Source organism: Aporhodopirellula sallentina SM41 (assembly GCF_000346505.1).
GTDB lineage: Bacteria > Planctomycetota > Planctomycetia > Pirellulales > Pirellulaceae > Rhodopirellula > Rhodopirellula sallentina.
In genome coordinates, this window is the sequence record NZ_ANOH01000472.1 from 1 (window position 1) to 18,067 (window position 18,067).

The following is an 18,067-nucleotide window of genomic DNA, read 5'->3' on the forward strand; positions in this document are numbered from 1 at the left end:
GTCCTCCGCTGTTGCAAAGCATTTCTTAAACAATGACGCGGAACGACGAGAGAGGCCGGCAATCAGCGCATCTCCAAGTTGCTTCGTCGTTTCAAGCTGCGGCGACAAACTTGCTCGCACGCTTTGCAGTTCGTTTTGGGGGTGTTCGGCCTTGGAATCGCCGTCTGACGAACGCGCAAATCGTGCCCGCAGATACTCTTGATCAGATTGCGATAGTACGGCGACGGGAACCTGGATCGTGACGCCTGTATCCTCGCGACGCAGAGAGATCGACTTGGATCCTGGTTTGGTTGATCCGGTCAATGAGGCGACTACCGAGAAACGACCATCGGCGGTGGCCCATTTCCGTGCCGCGTCGATCTCGTCCGCCTCACAAATGCCAACGGTAAAGAAGACTGCGAAGTGAGATGCTGCCACGCCGAAAGCGAGGGCAATTTGTTTTCGCTGCAAACGCATTTCGGCCATCTCATTTGTTCAAGGTAAAAGCACAGAACCGTATAAGATTCTAGCGGACCGCAATACGCGCGTGTTGGCTTTCACGTGACCGTTGCTACGGGAGGTCGCTCGCACCAATCGATTTCCGAACTCTCGTTTGGTTCCTACGTTCGATCGCCGCGTTGATTTCTAAGAGTTGTTTGAACTGCGGCGCTGCGAACCCATGACCTTTTCGCGAAACAGCCCATGTGTACATACCGCCGGCGTCCATGACACGCGTCGTCCACGCAACCGCTTGCTCGGTCGGAAAATCGGCAGCCCCGTCTCTCCATTGTCTTTGAAACGGCATAAAGATGGCACCCAACGCCGTTCCGTCACTGGTGTCGGGCACTCCGTTCTGATTGATCCACGGCCCCGCCTCAATGTTTTCAACCATCCTAACGTTGGCCATCGACCAGGGTGGCTGTTGCTTCATTGGAACAGGATGACCTGCGGTGTAATCACAATAAGGAGAACCTTGGACGATCGGGTATCCAACTTTACGATGCATCGCAACCATGGCGTTCGGATTCCCCGTGCGAACCGCGGTCGCAAAGAGCTCGCGATCGGCATTCGTAAAACGGGATCCCGCGCGGTCGATCCACCAACCATCAATCTTCGGCCCGAACTTCCGCGAATAGTACCCCATGATTTGAGCAACGCCTTCATTGTGCGTGAGTCCGGCCGATGCCAGGTGTGCCTTCCACGTCTTCATTTGCTTCGCTGAAAGATAGCCGCGATCCATTCCTGTCACGCTGAAATAGACCAACACCTTTAAGTCTCTGGACTTGAGTGCATCCAACATCTCGCCAAAAAAATCTCGCTCCGGAAACAAATCCTCTCCCATGATGGCTTCCATTTCCGGATAGGGAGACGAGTACCAACTGGCCTGATGCCCTCGGCCGATATTGATCATGACGTGATTGATGGACGTCAACTGATCAACCTGAGAAATGAAGAAATCGATATCGAAGTTCTCGGCGCTCACATCGGCATCAGGCGTCTTGCTTTTGTCATACGCCGTGGGGCAAAGAATGCGAACTCCCCAAGTTCCTTGGTAGGGTAACGCACGCGCGTGCGTCGCTTCCTGCTGTGCAGAAACGCGTCCTGAGGTAGCACACACAAGCGTGATCAAAAAAAGTCGCAACAACAAACCGGTTCTCATGATTGCATTCTCATCTGGGGATTTTGGGTTCGCTTTTCGCAAAACGACGCGGATTCGAAGTATCGCTCAACGCCAAGTGATCTTTGCCTGTTGCGTTTCCGTGTTCACCCAAACGCTGGCGTGCTCATATTCTCGTGTGAATTCCCAGCCCTCAGGATCAATTCGCCGAGGGCGTCCGGTAGGAGCACCAAGCGGTTTCTGTAGGTCGGGGTATTCCTGCAACGATCCAGACGACAACCTCCATCCCCACCCGTACTGAAAATATGAATAAGGCTGAGCGCCGATTAGATAACAGGCGTGGTAGTACTCGAGTCGTTCCCTGGCGATTTCGGCCAACCTTTCGTCTCGATTCGACTGTCGTCGTTTTCCGCTTGCCTTTTCGACTTCGTCAAGTTCGTGCTCCACTCCAATACGAAAGATCGAGATCTTGCCCGCCTTGGCGATGCGTCGCATGTTTCTCCAATCTTCGAGCAGCTTTTCTTTGGTCAAGAGTTTGGCGCTGTAGTGCTCGAACATGATCGCGTCCACGACCGGAAACACAGGCCGGGCGGCATCGGTGTGAGCGTTGTTGCCGAGCAATATCTTGTCCGTCCCCATTTTGCTTTTTAGAAGTGCCATCATCTCACCCATCGATCGTTCCACTTCTTTCTGTTTGTCGGGACGCATCCAAACAAACCCGTGCATTTGGTCGATGAAGGCGCCATCGCAACCGGACTCCGCGACCCCCTTCGCGACGGTGTCACTCCACCAGTCGCGAAACTCAGGGTTCAACACATCGAACTTGTAGACGTTGCCGCGACGAGCAAGCTCACCTGTTTGTGGATCGACCAATAGGAATTGCTTCAGTTCAGGATGCTGGTCGATTTTGTTGGTGGCCAACCCTTTGGTGTAGGACGTGAAGGGATACGCGTATGCTGAATTGAAGTAGAACAGCACCTTTGCGTCCGGGTTGAGTTTCTTGAACGCCGCCGCCTCATGCTTGGCCCCCAATTCCGCAGCCCCCAGCATCCCGCTCCCATGAGATTTTTCGATACAAATAAAACTGGTTCGCGCCGCAATCGAACGCACTTCCTCGGGAAACAAAACGCGAGAGCCATCGCCGAACATGAAGTACTGCGGCGTTACCTCCCAACTGAACTTGGGATAGTAGCTTTTCGGCTCAAAGCGGTCCCCGTCGCTGATGCGTAGCGCACGCGGTTCTTGGTTGCGTGGGATATCTTCTGCGTTGGCGAGCGAACCTGCGACAGCCATTAAACATGCCAACAAAGGCAATACGCAGTAGGTGAGTTGTTTCTTCATCAGGGTGTTCAATTGACTTTCCATAGCGAGCCCGGTCGCCACACGAGCTGATCTGCGGCTATCCTCCGAAAGTGATTTTCACCATGTCCGGAAGGTGCGTTTTCATTGATCGGGGAACGACCACGCGTAGCGATCGGTCGCGGTATTCGTAATCGAGTTGCGTTCCCGTCCTTAACAGTATCACGGATTTAGGGCGATTAACCTCCCGTATAAACACCACACGCCTATGATCGGGCAACGAATACCACGTCTCTCCTTTCACCGTAGTGAAGTTTTGTGTCCTATCGAGCGTCGGGAGCGGTGGCGCCAGGTCCACGTCATAGACCGCCTCGCGAGAATGCTGCATCCACGCCGCCATCTCATCGCATACTTCGTAGAACCACTCCATCATCTCACCGTTGCCGCGTGGCGGCACATTTACCAGTAGATTGCCGCCCAGCGAACGACAACGAATCAGTTCGGTCAGCAGAGTGTTGGTGTCCCAATGATTGGTTTCGCACTCGATGCCATAGTGCCAATTCGGCGTGAAGGAGTTCTCGGACTTTTGGCAACTCTCCCACCACCAACCGGCCTCGTTGACCACCTTCACTTTCTCGCTGGCGCCTTGATGCCCTCCTTCGGGAGTAGCGATGTTGCCGCGAGCCACAAAAATATCCGGCTGCATCGGACGCAACTCTTCTTCCGACATCGCGACATTGCCATCCCACCACATGACATCGATCGGACCATAGTTGCTCATCAGTTCCCGCACTTGTCCCTTCGACTGCTCGATCTCGTCGGGACCTGCTGATTGCATCGGAGGCATTAGCTTGGTTCCATCGGTCAGGAACTCATGCTTGTAATTGACGGTGAACTCGACGGTCGATGGAAACTCAAACTCTCGGTTCTGGTAATCGAAGTGCCAGTTGGGGCCTGAATAGTAGAGTCCCACACGGATGTCATTCTTCCGGCAGGCGTCGATATATTCCTTCACCAGATCTCGTCCGCCCATCCGGTCGCCCGTATTCCAATCGCCGTGATCGCTGGGCCACAGGGCATATCCATCGTGGTGGCGAGCCGTCATCACGGCGTAGCCAAACCCGGCGTTCTTGGCCGCAGCCAGCCACTTGTCGGGATCGTATTTCTCGGGATTCCAAGTCTCAGCGACCGCGAACATCTTCGTCGCGGGTTCCATGTATCGCCCCGCCTTGGCCTTCCGTTCCGACCACATGACGGCCCAGGCATCGCCCGTGTCCGGATTCGCACTCGGCAGTCCCCAATGCAGGAACAATCCCAGCCCCGATTTGCGAAACCAATCCCACTGCGGATGCGCCTCGGCATCGATCACATTCTTCGCCGTCAACTTGACATGCAAGTTCTTCTTTGCCCACGCACGCAACTCTTCCGGCGATCGACCGACCCAGGGCTTGGACGTGACCTGATTTTCGATTTGCCCCTGTTCGATGGTAAAGGGATCTTCAGCCAAGTTTTCGTCGGCGAGCGTCACAGTCCAAGACACCGCGAAAAACGCCGACAATGTCAGCAACGGGCAAGCAAGAAGTCGACGTGCAGATTTGCTATTCATCATTGATGGTCGTATGGGGCCGTGAGCAACGGTTACAGATGGTCGACAAAGAACTTCACCGTTCGTTCGATGATCTCATCGCGTGAAGGTTCAATCGGCGTCTTGCCGTCCGCTTGCCGCCAGTTGTGACCGGCATGTTTGACAATCAAAATTTCCACCGGCGCTTTTAGCTTCTCTGCCTTATCCTGCATGTAGTACGCGTGCTTCACAGGAATGGTGGTGTCCCCATCGCCTTGGATCATCAGCAGCGGCGGGCTGTCTGGCGTCAGGTAGTTGATCGGGCTCATCTCGCGATAGAGTGCGAGCTTTTCCGCTGGTTCTGAGTCTGGTTTCAAGATGCGTGGGCCAAAGCGGTCGCGAAAACCGGGGCGGTCGTCGTGGTTGAACAGGTCCGTCTTTTCGAAGTCGCAGGGCCCGTACCAGGAAACGCCCGCCACCATGTTGAAGGGAACTCCCGCGAGATCGGGATCACCCGGCAGGCTATCCGGTGGCGACAGCAGCAACATCTGTGCGATCTGGCCGCCGGCGGAATCACCCATCGCATAAACACGCATGGGATCGATGCCCAAGTCGCTGCTGTGTTTTGACAGATAGCGAATGGCGTCCTTGCTATCGATCACACAATCACGCATCGAAACCTTGCCGCCCTTCTTCCAAAGGCGGTATTCCACCGAGGCCACCGCAAACCCCTTTTCGACAAGCTGCTTGAAAACTTTGGCGAACGAGGCATTCCCCGCTCCCATCTTGCTACCCGCCGCCCAGCCACCGCCGTGGGTGTAAACAATCACCGGACACTTGGCCGTGCGATTCGCGGTCGGGTAGAAGAGATCGAGATGCAAATCTCCCTCGGGCGTCGTCTTGTAGAGAACCTCCAGTTTTCGCTCGCCGCCGGTTTCCAGATATCTTTTGGCTTTGCGCGGCGCCCGCTCCTTCGTGCCGCTCGGGTTGGCTTCTTGCGCATCGACGACGCTACAGCAAAGTAACATCAACATGCTCGTCAGCATAAAAAACTTAGTCATCGTTAATCTCCTTGTTCGTTGTAGGGCCGGTTCGCACCGGCCTTGATAAGTAGGTGGGGTGAGATCTGGATCCGGTGGCCGACGCCACCGCAATGATTGTGTCGGGCTCCGCCCTTTGATTCTGTCCAGGTGACGCCATATCTCGGACTCTCCTCCTCACCTGTTCGCAGCCCAGCAGACGCCATCTTCGGTGCCGGGTTTCACTTTCTGCCCTCGCCCAGCGGTCGTCATCTCCTTTGCCCGTAGCGTCAGCCACCGGACCGCGATCACACATGAATGCAACCTCAGAGAGCGACAAATGGCTGGGTATCAACAATCTTTCTGCGACGGACATTCATTCACCCAAATAGCTCATCAATGATCCCGGTGGAATCTCCGAAGGCTTCTGCCTTGATGCCTGATCCCCGGAGAAGGCCGAGCCAGAGGTTGCAGAGTGGTGTTCTGAGATTATTCATCACCAGATGCTGACCTTGCTTGATGCCTGAGCCGCCTCCGGCGACGAGGGTTGGGCAATTGATCAGGGTATGCATCGAGTTGAGGTTACTGCCAAAGGTGATCACCCGCGTGGCATCGACTTGAAGTGCGGCGGCCATCAAGTCATACATCACTCGAACTTCTTCAATCCCGCTTAACGCCCCCCCTGGTTCCTTGAGGGCTTTATCAGGTCGGGGGCGGGGTGCGCCTAGCCAGTTTTCTTCTTTGGCGATACGTGTTTCGATATCGCGAATCGATTCGAGGTATTCATCCAGCTTTTCGTGATCGGATTGATTCGTCCTGCGCCGAACGGCGCGGGCATCGGCGAGAACGGTATCGAGTACGCTGCGATTTTCCGCCATGCGTGCACGCTGTTCTTCCAACGGTGCGTTGTCGTTGGAAAACAGTTTGTGAAAGGTAGCGTTGGGCGTTTCGTAGGCAGGCATCGGTTTGCCGCTGTGATCCCACGCCAGCGAAAGTCCCGGGCCATGACCCGAGCCGGCTCCTTCGAGTTTCTTGCCGGAAAGCTGAAGAGAGGAAAAGCGAGTTTTCAATCCAATCTTTGTCGCAGCAACTTGGTCCATGGAAACCGTGTTATGAAAACTTTTTCCCGGTACAGCGAATTGATTGGCCCCGGTCAGCCAGAAAGTGCTTCCCGAATGGCCGCTTCGCGAATACTGGTGGTAGAGATTTTGAATGACCGTGAAGTCGTCTTTGTGCCGAGCGAGCGGTTTCAATCCTTCAGGCAGGGTGTAGTCCGTTCCTACTGTGTTCACATCCGGGAACCACGTGCTTTGAGTGACGCCGAAACCCATCCCCCGGAAAACCATTCGCTTGGCTGGTTCGGGAGCAACGGCTGCGGCGGCGGCTGGTCCGTACATGAAGGACTCAAGAGAGGGCAGTGCGATCAAGGCTCGACTACTGGTGAGAAATTGACGCCGACTGAATGAGTTGCGACTGAATGGATTCTTGAATATGAGACTCTACCTATTTGCTTTGGACTCGCCTCCTCCTTCGCAAGAGCCTGTTGGAGAGCGGCGCGTCCAACCGCGAGATACTGTTCGAACTGACTGCTGGAAAAGTACAAGGATGCGCCAGCGGTATCAAAGCCGATGCCAGCCCTGTCATTGGGTAACCCATCGACGTTTGGTCGGACACCGAGCAGATCGTTGATTGTGTTGGCGTATTCCCGTTGATTCAGCCGTCGCATTTTGATGACGCCGCCACCGTCACCATGAATCTGCCGGGCAACGACCAACTTTTCGGAGAGGTCGGCCAGGAGTTCGGTCTTCTCGTCAACGCTTAGTCGCGGACTATCCTTGGGCGGCATGTCCCCCGCGTTGAGGGCGCCGAGAACTTCTTGCCAGCGCTGGGCAACCTGAATTTCCGAACCAAGATCAAAGGGAAGGTCTTCAAGATCCACTCGCCCTTCCCGCGTGTCCGAGTCATGGCAGTCGAAGCAGTACTTGCTGAGCGTTTTCGCGTGACGGACAGGCATGACCGACGGCTTGTCGGCTGCCTGTGCGACTGCTGCCAAGGATACTGCCGCCAAGGTTGTTGAAGCCAGTGTTTCTGCAGCCCTTTGCCAGAAAACTAACATTACCAAGCGAGACAAAATGAAGGTCTTCATATCAATAAGTATCAGGCGTTGTTGTTGGCGAATCTCGCGTCGGGCGGTTACCAGGGGAAGCCGAATCAGTTGACCTTGTTGTTCGTCCCGTTCAGTTCGTTGAGCGCTCGATTCGTGACACGCACCCGGTATTTCCCGTCCGAGTTGAAGCCCTTCTGATATTTCAGACCTTCCTTCATCTGTTCGGCGACGGGCTTAGCCATCTCGTCGATTTCATCGAGGACGATCGCCGCGTGCAGACGCTCCCACTGGGCACCCGTGGTCAGCTCATGGATCAGGACGGGCAGCGCATCGTTGGGCTCGCCCATGCGGCACAGGGCCCGGGCGGCTGCGGTTCGCACCGCCGAAGACTCATCGTTCAGCATCGTTCGGGCCACTGTCGCGTGGGACTTGGCCTCGGCGCCGACGTTGCCAATGCCGGTGATGCCCCACCACCGGATGGCGCTGTCGGCGTCTTTCGTGGCCTCGAGAAGTTGCGGCAGGGCCGATGGACCGTCCGAAGCGGCGACCGCGGTGGCGCCGAGCTTCTGGTTGTAGGCGGCCGCGTCACGCTGGCGGAGAATCGCGTACTCGCTACCGAGTTCTTCGACGCGTTCAGCGATGATCGGCTCAGGAATCAGGCCCACGTCCTTGGACTCTCGCACCCAGGCCAGGTGGGCGGCCCGCATGCGTTTGAGGGTTTCGGCGTGGGACGGGTCGGACGCGAGGTTCTTAAGATTGTGTGGGTCGGCGACGTAATCGTAGAGCTCTTCCACCGGCTTGGACTTCGCGAAGTAGCGTTCCGCTTCGGGCGACAGTTCGCCCGCCTCGTGGAGGCGGCGCAGTTCCTTCATGGTGGCGCCCTTCTCGGGTGAATTCATGTACTGGTAGTAGGTCTTCAGCGGCTCATAGTTTCGGATGTAGAGGTACTGCTTGTCCCGGACCATTCGAATGATGTCGTAGCGTTCGTCCATTCGATCGCGGCCGCCGTAGACATAGTCGCGGGGTTGGGGCAGGTTCTCGCCTAGGAAGGCCCGGCCCTGGACGTGCTCGGGGATTTCAATACCCGCGAGGTTCAGCGCGGTGGGCCCGAAGTCGATCGAGCTGACCAGCTCGTCGGTTTCCATGCCTGGCGTGCCTTGGCCATCCATTCGGTACTTCTCAGGAATCCGAACCACCAACGGGATGTGCGTGCCCGAGTTGTAGAGCCAACGTTTGGCGCGGGGCAGGCCCACGCCGTGGTCCGACCAGAAGAGGATGATCGTGTTCTCGTAGAGTCCATCGTCCTTGAGCTGCTGGATCAGGTTGCCGGCCCAGGCGTCCATGGCCGTGATCAGCTCGTAGTTACGTTTCCAGTCTTCGCGAGCTACCGGCGTGTCGGGGTAGTAGGGAGGCAGGTCCAGCTTCGTCGGATCCTGCCGCTGCTCGGGCTTCAGGTTCTTCGTGACCGTTTTGTATTTTTCCTCGGACGCGATGCCCGACTCGTGGCATCCGCCGTAGTTGAACACCGCAAAGAAGGGTTGCGATTTGTCTTCGCGGTTGCGCCAGTGGGCCTTTTTGCTGGAATCGTCCCAGGTGCCCTTAGGTGTTTTGAACTGATAGTCCTGCTTCGAGGCATTGGTGCAATAGTAGCCAGCCTTTCGAAGTAGCATAGGGAACGGCTTGACGTTGGGTGGCAGTGTGGCCGTGCAGCGCATGTGATGCGTGCCCAGCGTGGTCTGATACATACCGGTGATGATGCCGCTGCGGCATGGAGCACAGACACCCGCGGTAGTGAAGGTGCGCGTATAGCAAACCCCTTCGCTCGCCAGTTGGTCGATGTTGGGCGTGATCGCGTGCGGGTCGCCGAAGCAGCCGATGTGGGCGCTGATGTCCTCGCAAGAAAGCCAGAGAATGTTGGGCTTGTCGGCGGCCTCGGCAGAAACGGCAGCGAGGCACAAAGCAAGGGTGATCATCCAGATCTTCGTCATCGTCGTGTTCCTTGGGGGCAGAACGCAGGTGTCGATACAGTGTTTGGAGGTCATAGCGTACGGGACAAAGACGCGACCGTGCAAACTTTACGAGGGCTTTGTTTCGCAGGATATTCTCGCGGATACAAAACGTTCCCGTGGAATACTATGATTCACACCGAGCTCGGTTGCATGGGCAATGTCCGCTCTCTGCAACCGATCAATTATTTTTCACGCAGTCCGTGGAGGATTTCGGCGGCTTCCCAGGTTCGGTTCGAGCTGATGTTTTCACAAAGCGATATTGCAAAGGAGCCGGTCAAGTCACGCACGCGGAACTTTCCTTTGGGACAAGATAGAGTGAGCACCGTCGTTGGAGGGAACTTGAAATCCGCGTCATCGGTAGTGACTCGGGATCGCAGTCCACTGTTGCCGACTACGAGTACATACGCGTCGTCGGCGTCGAACACACCGTCAAACCCGATGAACTGAACCGTCACACTGTGATCTGAATTTAAAACTGAATCTGAATTGATGACCACGTTCTCCACAGAAAACTGAATCGATTCAATCGCGTCCACATGTTGGGAGTTTGAGATGCCGAAGTAGGCATCACCGCATTCGGCCGAAATGTGCCCACGCCGCAATCACACGGTCATGAACGGTGGTTGTCATGTTTGTAACCGTTCAGTGCGCGGTCGTGTTCGGTGGGAACCGGCCTTACAGGAGAGGCGACGAGCTGCAAACCAAGTGACTCAATTCGATTTCGGGGCATTGACGACTATTGCTTGCGGGCTTCGAGTGCGTTGGTGATCACGTTTACAACTTGCTTGGCTAACGCATGGGACGAAACACGTTCGCCTTCCCTTGTAAATGCTCACGCACCTGCAACGTGTAGCCGATCGAGATCGCGTCTCCGAAAATCAACACATTCGGCAGCGTCGGATCGGGCTCGAAAGTCCAATCTTGGGTGGTCTGCTTTGCGGCGACCGATGCTGCTTCCGGCGGGGCGGCATCAGCGGATGCGAAGGAGCCGATCAACAGTGCGAAGATGATGTTTGGTAAGTGTGTCATTGGAGCTCTCTTTAACTTCAACGTCATCGTGCGGGTTCCAAAATGTTCAGCGAATGGCGGTGCGGCGGTGGCAAAGAGAACATGAAGCAATAGCTTCGCAAGGCCGGCACGGGCCTGCACGGCGGCTGCGGAAACATCTTAGCTGTTGCGGGGGCTCCTGCGCATCCCGTATTTACCGGGTGTCGGTATGTTCCTGATCGCGTTGCAAAGAGACCGAGATTTTGTATCGACCTGTCGGTTTGCTGCAAATTTAGTAGTCTTGTTCGGGGGCGATCATCACTTCTTCATCGTGCCACCCACGATGCAGCCGATCAGATATGCTGGTCGTCAGATTTCTTTGTTGCCCCGTTCCTCAAGCCGACGTCAAACATGCCTTGGAAATGTCCTCAATGTGGTGGTGAGACCGATCTGGGATTCAACATTTGCTGGACCTGCAGAGCTCCTCGGCCGGGTAGTCAACCAGGTAGCGAGTTGTCGACGAGCGACATTCCCATCAGCACAACACCGTCGCTGCACACGCACAATATCGACCGATACGTTGGTCCGGTGTTCGGGGAAACGATTTATGGTGCGAACATGATGCGTGACTTCCTTGCCGCGTTGACCGACATTACGGGCGGTCGTTCGCACCAATACGAGTCCGTTCTTGCTCGCGGTCGATCGACCGCAATTGCCGAAATGGCACGGCAAGCGAAATCGCTAGGAGGAAACGCGATCGTCGGAATGCAGATGGACTACTCATCGCTCGGAAACTCAATGCTCATGATCTGCTGCAGCGGAACGGCTGTAGTTGCGACGCCCAAACAGCCGGCCGACCAACCGAAGCAATCGTCGATGCCATAACGCAATTTACGAGTCCACACACCGTGCCCGGTCCGTTGATTCAACCGTTTCCAAACGTCGCCAACGGAAGCGTCCCGAGCAGAAGTTAATTGTCGTTCTGCAAACGGTCCATCAACGATGCGATGGAAGTCCCAACCGGAAAATCAAACGCGGCACCGGGAGCAAACGCACATCACAGCATGGAAGTTTTGTGTCACGCGGGCAACGACCTCCACAATCACCACCTAGCAAGCCTCCAATGCTAACCCAGATTCAACCGAGTTGGTGTCAGCCATTCTCGCATGTCGGTTACCTTACTGGATCGACAAAATGCCAGGCTGCAACGGCTATCAATCTGCACGCTTGTCAGTTGGAACTCGATCGGCCTTTGCAGACGATGCGGGGCATCATTCGCCCGAGTGACATCGATCGTATCGGCATTGAATTGTCTAATCTCAGCGAACCGACCAAGCGACCGCGGTCAAACGAAGAGTGGAAGGGGCTCTACATCATCGGCAACACCGAAACCGATCCACACCAACCCATGGATGGTGATCAACTACTGCGTTGGTTAAAGAAGACCGAGGCTGCGCTGCCAGCTGGGAAAGCAACCTTGATGTCGATCAAGTTCACCGACTCGCTGGTCGACTGGCTGATCAGGCAACAAGAGATCACCCAGCTGATCGCGTTGGATGCCGTGATTGAGGCCAACCAACAGCAACTGTTGACCGATCGTCTTCAGAGCCTTGGCACCTCACTGACCGAATCAGAATGATCGTCAGCTATCGCCTCAATCTTTGATTGTTGTCACCTTTTCCGAGGAACGTGGGCGAATGGCATCGAGCGCATGGTCGTGGCGAAGGGCTCTTCAAGACTGGGTGAGCATTGTGTGCGAGGGCGTCAAGGCAAGCGAATCCAGGTGGCGGGCGACGATTGCTGCTCACAATTGGTGCTTGCCGGAACTCCACTTCGTTGCGGTCCGGCCTACTCAGGGGCATTGCTTCAACGTGCTGCCTCAAATCCGCTGAGTCTTTCGCGAAACGGAATCCAGCGGGATCAAATTAACGTGTGCTTCCAACCTCTAGAACACAAAATCTGAGGAGCATTCTGGTTGGGGCAAGCGAGAAATTGAGTGGTCCTATTTCTTGGGGCTCGGTACGTTTTCGGCGAACTGGATTTTGAAGGAGTATGCCGGGGCAGCGTTTGGCTGTTGCGGGGTTTCGATCTGCAATCCTTCGTTATCCTGTTCCCACTGGAGTTCTTGATCGACGCCGAACAGGTGGACTGAATTGATTTCTAGATCGCCAACTTGCGACGTGTTCAGACTTTTCAGAGTGAGTGTTTCGCCTGGCCAATCCGATGCGGTTGCGTAGAGCACCGTGTTGGCCTTATTCCGCGTGTAGCGGACTTTGATCTCCCGGCGATCGAGGGCATCGCGGTAGATCGAGAACGGACGCGTGGCATAGATCGCTTCGCCGTTTGTTTTCAGCCACTCGCCCATGCTCAACAGCCGATCGCGATACTCCGCGGGAATCGTTCCGTCGGCTTTGGGGCCGAAGTTCAGCATCAGGACTCCGTTCTTGCTAACCACGTCGACGAGGGTTTCGATCAGGTAGTCGACGCTGTGATACTCGTCGTCGACGGCGTAACCCCATGAATGCACGCTGATGGACGTGTCGGTTTGCCAAACGTTGGACTGGATACTTCCCATCCGCCCACGTTCGATATCTCTGGTCAATTTATCCGCCGGATCGTCATGGTCTTTGCAGCACATCACCACGCCGGGATCGCCATAGGTTCCTTTGCCCTGATCAACCGCGTTGTTGTAGAAGTGGGCAGCGAAGCGTGGATGATAGCCGCCGGATTTGAACAGTCCGCCGTGCCACCCCCAATCGAAATAGTAGAGGTCCGGTTGTAGTTTGTCGGCGGCTTCGAGTGTCCGCGCCCACCATCGATCGACAAACGCTTGATCGCTGCGTCCTTTCGAATAGAGGTCGGTGTGTTGGCCGTAGTCGGGGAGGTGTTTGTAGTTGGTGTGATAGAAATGAAAGAAGACCGGATTCCAGGCCATGTGGTTGGATAGACCGAACTTCAAGCCGCGTTTGGTGACGGCCTCTTTCATCTCGCGACAGAGATCCCGTTTGGGGCCTTTGTTGACCGAGTCATACTCGGTCAGGTCGGAATCGTAGAGCGAGAAGCTGTCGTGGTGGTGAGCCATCATGCAGAAGAACTTGGCTCCGGAGTCGATCGCTAATTCTGCCCATTGATCGGCATCAAACTTCTCGGCTTTCCATAGGGCAGCAAACTCGTGATAGCCGAACTTCTCGACTCCGCCGTACACCTTTTGATGATGCTCGGCCTGCCCGATTCCTCGCTCGTCGTAGAAGTCGTTGATGATTGCATCGTCATTTTTTTTCGGCCGAGTTTCCGGGCCCTTCTTTACCCCATGCATGCCACGACCATACCATTCACCGGGGAACGTCCCCTCGCCACGAAAGGCGGGCACCGAATAAATTCCCCAGTGCGGCCAGATCCCGAATTTGGCGTCCTGATACCACTCGGGTGTTCGATAATCACCGAACGAATCCCAGTTGTCTTGGTAGCGTTGGACCGAAGGGGCCGCTTGCAAAGAAGAGACCGTGTTGTCCTCCGCAGACACTCGGGCGAAACACAGCAACATGGCTGCAACGGCGAAGGCAAACAACGGGTTGCTGTATAGACGTAACATGCTTGACTCGTAGAGGGTGGGCTGAGTTGGTGGAAGCGGCATGTTAGAACGCACCGCCGAGTCGTGCAAATGGAAAGGCGAAACGGTGGTCGTCTATAGAAGAAGCATGGCTTAGCTCATCCATGATTCGGACTGGCAAAACAAGGAAGGAAAACCGAGTGGGTGTTCCCTTTCCAAGCCAACCGGCCTGGTAGGGCGAACTCAAGCGTCTTGCAATCTGACGCCTCCGATCCCCGTAGTTGCACTCGCCTGAACTCAGTTCCCCGAAGTCTGGCGACATCGGCTACATCGGTTTTGCGAACGTTCTAGCGGGTGTCGTTTCGACCGCAGACGCACCGAACTCGATGATCCGGGAGGCGGGCGTGCCGTGATGTTCTTCATCGACGAACATCACGTTTCACCGCAGTACGTCGCAGCGACGAATCGCTGTCGCGTTGCCTCTCGCGAAGACGAGCAAACCCGTCGCGTGAGGCTCTTTTCCGGCGAAGATCGGCGCAATAGAAAGAGGGCCATTTTCGCACGCGCCCACGGTCGCGGATCGTCAACGAAAAAACGCCGCAGACATGTTTGTCTACGGCGTTTTCGCTTGATACCGAAGGAGGGACTCGAACCCTCACTGGATTGCTCCAACTGGATTTTGAATCCAGCGCGTCTGCCAATTCCGCCACTTCGGCCGGTGAGGCGGGATTATTGTGGACTCGCCGAATTCTTGCAAGTCCGGGTAAACAAAGATGTGTGCCTCAAAGCCAACAATTCTGGGCTTCTTTGGCGGGAAATTCCAGTCATTCAGAATGTGACGGGGTATTCGTAGGCGAGGGCGGCAGTGTAGTCGGCTCGGGCGGCGAAGTATTCGAGTTTGGCGGCGACGAGGTCGGAGGCGGCTTCGATGGCGATTTGTTCGCGAAGGAAGACCGCGAGCAGATCGGACTCGCCGAGTTCGAATTTCCTACGTTCGACTTGGGCGAGTTTTTCGGAGATTTCGACCGAATCGGCGATCTGCTGCACGCGTTGGTAGGCGGCGTCGAGGGCGGCAACGGCGGTCTGCACCTCGGTCGAGATTTTTTCGATCGTGTACTGGCGTTTGACCGCGATCTGGTTCAGCTTCGCTCGCGCGGATCGCATCTTGCCGAGTCCCTTGCGACGCTGGACGGGCATTTCGAATTCGAAGCCGACTTCGAGTTCGAGTTCGGATTTGTCGCGTTTGGAACTGGTCGGTTCCCCGACGTCCTGCGAGACGTTCGAAAACGCGTCGAGGACAGGCAGTGTTTCGTTGCAGGCTTCGGCGAGATCGACCCGCACTTTCCGCATTTGTGTATCGAGAATCGTCAGCTCGGGGCGTAGTTGTGCGGCGTACTGGATGTCCGCGTTGAGTTGTGCGAGATCGTAGGGGACGACCTCGGGGAAGTCGGGCAATTCAGTTTCGGCAGGGATTCTCGGGTTGGCACTGCCGTCGCGCAAGAACAGGGAAAGTTTGACGGCGGTTTGGGTTCGTTTGCGGCGGAGGTCGGTCAGTTTTCCTTTCCGCTGCATGATGGCGCGTTGGTTGTCGGCGAGCACGGGTTCGCCGAGGTCGCCCTCTTCGACACGTCGAGCGACTTGACGGTTGCGACGTTCGGCGAGTTCCAACGCCGCTTCGCCGATCTTGACCTGTCGACCGGACGCGACCCAAATCCAGTAAGCGATCGATGCGTCGCGTATGGTTTGGATCACAGCGTCGCGAATCTCGGGCTCCGCCATTTGTCGATCGTAAGTGGCTCGCCAGAGATCAGCACGCCGAGCGTCGATGTTTTTGTCACGTAGCAAGGGGAGTTGAAACCCTGCTTTGAACTCGCCGCCTTCGTTCGTTTGGCGTTCCTGGTACCACGGTTCGAACACGCCACGTCCGATCCGGTATCCGCTGTAGATTTCACCGCCCCGGTACAACGGTTGGTACACACCGAGTCCGTTTTGGTAGTTCTCGTAAAAGCCGAGCGGTTGGCTCTCGGAACGAGCCTTTAGTTTGGTGTCAAACTCGCCCCACGCGGCGAGCTGATCGCCGGACGTTCGGTTGCGTTCCAAATACGCGACTTGCAACATCGGGAAATAACTCTGAACCGATGCAACAACATCCTGCAACGGTAAACCAGATCCGACGTCGGATGCACCGGCGAGCAGCGGTGGTGGCATCTGCTCGGAATCGAACGAATCATCGTCGAACTCGAGTGAGTCGTCTAAGTTGGCGTCCTGACCTTCCCCGTCCGCAACGTTGTCTTCTGCTACGGCGTCTTCCGCTACTTTGTCTTCTGCACCGCCGACTTCTGCACCGCCGACTTCCGGTGTTGTTACCTCCGTTATCGTTAGATCACCCGATTGTGCTTCGATAAGCGAGTTTTGTGGGTTGTCGTTTTGTTTCGCGGAGGCGAGCCGAATGACAGGAATTGGGTGTGGGTTGTCGCTCGCGGAGAGAGCTTTGGTGGCTGTTTCCCGCGATGAAGTGGCGACCGCGGCGGTTGCGACCGGGATCGAATTCGATGTTGCTGCGGTTCGGCCGACGTCCTTGGATGCGCATCCGAACGACACTAACCCGGCCATGGCGATCAGCGCGGATCGCTTCACCATGATTTCGTTGCGGGGGCGTTTCGCTTGAGGCTGACGTATCACGTGTGTTCCGCGACCAGATGCGTTGAGTTCGTTTTGCGTGTCGGCGGTTTTACCGACAAGGTTGCACAGACACCGAGTGTCTAACCGATGCGATGCGGTTGAGTGCTGCGATGCCACCGACCGTCGCGACGGCAACGATCGATCCAACCGTCAGGACTGGTTTCGACTCAAATCACGTTGAAGTTGTCGAGGAAGTTCGATATCGCAGGCTTCTATTTGATTCGCGATTCGCGTCGCTCGGCTTGTTCCGCGTGCGGAAGACGGGCAAGCTTTGACGGACAGGCCGGCGATCCCGGCAGGGCTGATAGATCTCTGCAAACGGCATGAACGGATCGGTAGTGCACGGGTGCTCAGGTCGTGTTTCTCAGGGGCGGTCGGTACCGATCGGCGTGCGAGTCGTCGGGCGGCGGCGGAAATCTGCCCTGCGGCGTGATAAGGCTTGTCGGAATTTGTGTTTTTGACGAATAATCGCAAATTGCGGCACTTTCGATCGGATTATGAACTTGCCGCTCCGATAGATCCAGCTAAAGTTAGGTGCGACATTCACGACATGGATTTCGCATATTCGCCCTTTCTGAGAATGTCAACTCGATGGTCAGTCCTACCAACGAAAACGAATTTGCCGTCGCCCCGGCGGCTCAACGACGCCTCGCCGGAGAAGGTGCGGCGACTTTGGATCGCTTGGTGCGCGACCGTGTGAAGATGGAACGGACCACGATTGTCCGCACGTTTCACCTGACGCTCGAGAGTCACGAAGGACACCTGCCGCGAGATTGGTGGCAGATCTTTACCGACGCCGCGGCGGCTCTGCAGCTCCGTCCCGCCGTGCTGGACTGTTCGATCGATCAGATCGTTCGCTTGATTGGCGATGGTGCGGACGTGGTCGCGTTCTGCCACGGGGATCGAAGCTCGGTTTCACCGGAGAACGATGCGAAAGATCATGCGACTGGCGGCGACTTTCCCCGCTGGCTTTTGCTGAATCAAGATTCAAAGTCACGGACGCATTTTTGGGCGTCGGATGATCGTGACGAAACAATGATTTCCGAGCGAGAGCTGCGACGCCGACTCGAGCCGCTCGCGGAAGATCAACGCATCCGATGCATCGCATTCGATTGGCGGGAAACGTCGATCTCGGGCGGACACAGTTCTTCGGCGGGACCGATGAAACCACTGACTCGGTTGACGCATTTGATGCGTCCGGAGTGGTCGGATATTTGGTTGGTGATCGTGTTCGCGTTCGTCGTCGGTCTGTT

Annotated in this window: 15 protein-coding genes and 1 tRNA gene; 3 read left to right on the forward strand and 13 right to left on the reverse strand. The window is 56.0% G+C overall.

Going from position 1 to position 18,067, the window contains the following annotated elements; translation table 11 throughout:
- The 10 genes from RSSM_RS30485 to RSSM_RS30530 all read right to left on the reverse strand — a co-directional run.
- Window positions 1-465 (reverse strand): SHD1 domain-containing protein (locus tag RSSM_RS30485; protein ID WP_008689083.1); only part of this gene is annotated, 465 nt, incomplete at its 3' end.
- 85 nt (window positions 466-550) lie between these two features.
- Entirely contained in the window at window positions 551-1,597 is a 1,047-nt protein-coding gene (locus RSSM_RS30490; RefSeq protein ID WP_144060247.1) for a hypothetical protein, read from the reverse strand.
- A 108-nt stretch (window positions 1,598-1,705) separates the two neighbouring features.
- Window positions 1,706-2,938, reverse strand: a complete 1,233-nt coding sequence (locus RSSM_RS30495) for a putative glycoside hydrolase (RefSeq protein ID WP_144060248.1) — start codon at window positions 2,936-2,938, stop codon at window positions 1,706-1,708.
- A gap of 58 nt (window positions 2,939-2,996) precedes the next feature.
- Entirely contained in the window at window positions 2,997-4,502 is a 1,506-nt protein-coding gene (locus RSSM_RS30500; RefSeq protein ID WP_236621502.1) for an alpha-L-fucosidase, read from the reverse strand.
- Between the two features lie 32 nt (window positions 4,503-4,534).
- Window positions 4,535-5,506 (reverse strand): alpha/beta hydrolase, encoded by a 972-nt coding sequence (locus RSSM_RS30505; protein ID WP_008689091.1) that lies wholly within the window; start codon window positions 5,504-5,506, stop codon window positions 4,535-4,537.
- Window positions 5,507-5,859: 353 nt separating this feature from the next.
- Complete coding sequence (locus RSSM_RS30510) at window positions 5,860-6,876, reverse strand: DUF1552 domain-containing protein (protein ID WP_008689093.1); 1,017 nt, start codon at window positions 6,874-6,876, stop codon at window positions 5,860-5,862.
- 26 nt (window positions 6,877-6,902) lie between these two features.
- Window positions 6,903-7,493 (reverse strand): DUF1587 domain-containing protein, encoded by a 591-nt coding sequence (locus tag RSSM_RS30515; protein ID WP_236621503.1) that lies wholly within the window; start codon window positions 7,491-7,493, stop codon window positions 6,903-6,905.
- A gap of 197 nt (window positions 7,494-7,690) precedes the next feature.
- Window positions 7,691-9,574 (reverse strand): sulfatase-like hydrolase/transferase, encoded by a 1,884-nt coding sequence (locus RSSM_RS30520; protein ID WP_008689097.1) that lies wholly within the window; start codon window positions 9,572-9,574, stop codon window positions 7,691-7,693.
- Window positions 9,575-9,777: 203 nt separating this feature from the next.
- On the reverse strand, window positions 9,778-10,050 hold the full coding sequence (locus RSSM_RS30525) for a hypothetical protein (protein WP_144060249.1): 273 nt from the start codon (window positions 10,048-10,050) through the stop codon (window positions 9,778-9,780).
- Between the two features lie 334 nt (window positions 10,051-10,384).
- Window positions 10,385-10,624 carry a hypothetical protein gene (locus tag RSSM_RS30530; RefSeq protein ID WP_390174079.1) on the reverse strand — a complete coding sequence of 80 codons (240 nt, stop codon included), beginning with the start codon at window positions 10,622-10,624 and terminating at the stop codon, window positions 10,385-10,387.
- A 369-nt stretch (window positions 10,625-10,993) separates the two neighbouring features.
- Here RSSM_RS30530 and RSSM_RS30535 point away from each other — a divergent pair, with 369 nt between their 5' ends.
- Window positions 10,994-11,467, forward strand: a complete 474-nt coding sequence (locus RSSM_RS30535; RefSeq protein ID WP_044304085.1) for a YbjQ family protein — start codon at window positions 10,994-10,996, stop codon at window positions 11,465-11,467.
- Between the two features lie 238 nt (window positions 11,468-11,705).
- Complete coding sequence (locus RSSM_RS30540; RefSeq protein ID WP_144060250.1) at window positions 11,706-12,221, forward strand: hypothetical protein; 516 nt, start codon at window positions 11,706-11,708, stop codon at window positions 12,219-12,221.
- Between the two features lie 363 nt (window positions 12,222-12,584).
- Here the strand turns inward: RSSM_RS30540 and RSSM_RS30545 are convergent, their stop codons facing one another.
- The 3 genes from RSSM_RS30545 to RSSM_RS30555 all read right to left on the reverse strand — a co-directional run bounded on the left by RSSM_RS30545 (window position 12,585) and on the right by RSSM_RS30555 (window position 16,814).
- Window positions 12,585-14,174, reverse strand: a complete 1,590-nt coding sequence (locus tag RSSM_RS30545) for an alpha-L-fucosidase (RefSeq protein WP_160168193.1) — start codon at window positions 14,172-14,174, stop codon at window positions 12,585-12,587.
- Between the two features lie 590 nt (window positions 14,175-14,764).
- Window positions 14,765-14,848 (reverse strand) — tRNA-Leu (locus RSSM_RS30550).
- Window positions 14,849-14,960: 112 nt separating this feature from the next.
- Window positions 14,961-16,814 carry a TolC family protein gene (locus RSSM_RS30555; protein WP_236621504.1) on the reverse strand — a complete coding sequence of 618 codons (1,854 nt, stop codon included), beginning with the start codon at window positions 16,812-16,814 and terminating at the stop codon, window positions 14,961-14,963.
- Window positions 16,815-17,405: 591 nt separating this feature from the next.
- On the opposite strand from RSSM_RS30555, the gene RSSM_RS30565 reads away from it, so the two are divergent.
- Window positions 17,406-18,067, forward strand: a 662-nt coding sequence (locus RSSM_RS30565; protein ID WP_008689118.1) for a hypothetical protein, incomplete at its 3' end; no start/stop codon positions are given.

Excerpts from the sequence above, each read along its gene's own strand:
- RSSM_RS30495 (WP_144060248.1), bottom strand. The coding sequence starts at position 2,938 with ATGAAGAAACAACTCACCTACTGCGTATTGCCTTTGTTGGCATGTTTA.
- RSSM_RS30515 (WP_236621503.1), bottom strand. The coding sequence starts at position 7,493 with ATGCCTGTCCGTCACGCGAAAACGCTCAGCAAGTACTGCTTCGACTGC.
- RSSM_RS30510 (WP_008689093.1), bottom strand. The coding sequence starts at position 6,876 with ATGTACGGACCAGCCGCCGCCGCAGCCGTTGCTCCCGAACCAGCCAAG.
- RSSM_RS30545 (WP_160168193.1), bottom strand. The coding sequence starts at position 14,174 with ATGTTACGTCTATACAGCAACCCGTTGTTTGCCTTCGCCGTTGCAGCC.
- RSSM_RS30500 (WP_236621502.1), bottom strand. The coding sequence starts at position 4,502 with ATGAATAGCAAATCTGCACGTCGACTTCTTGCTTGCCCGTTGCTGACA.
- RSSM_RS30530 (WP_390174079.1), bottom strand. The coding sequence starts at position 10,624 with ATGACACACTTACCAAACATCATCTTCGCACTGTTGATCGGCTCCTTC.
- RSSM_RS30520 (WP_008689097.1), bottom strand. The coding sequence starts at position 9,574 with ATGACGAAGATCTGGATGATCACCCTTGCTTTGTGCCTCGCTGCCGTT.
- RSSM_RS30540 (WP_144060250.1), top strand. The coding sequence starts at position 11,706 with ATGCTAACCCAGATTCAACCGAGTTGGTGTCAGCCATTCTCGCATGTC.
- RSSM_RS30535 (WP_044304085.1), top strand. The coding sequence starts at position 10,994 with ATGCCTTGGAAATGTCCTCAATGTGGTGGTGAGACCGATCTGGGATTC.
- RSSM_RS30505 (WP_008689091.1), bottom strand. The coding sequence starts at position 5,506 with ATGCTGACGAGCATGTTGATGTTACTTTGCTGTAGCGTCGTCGATGCG.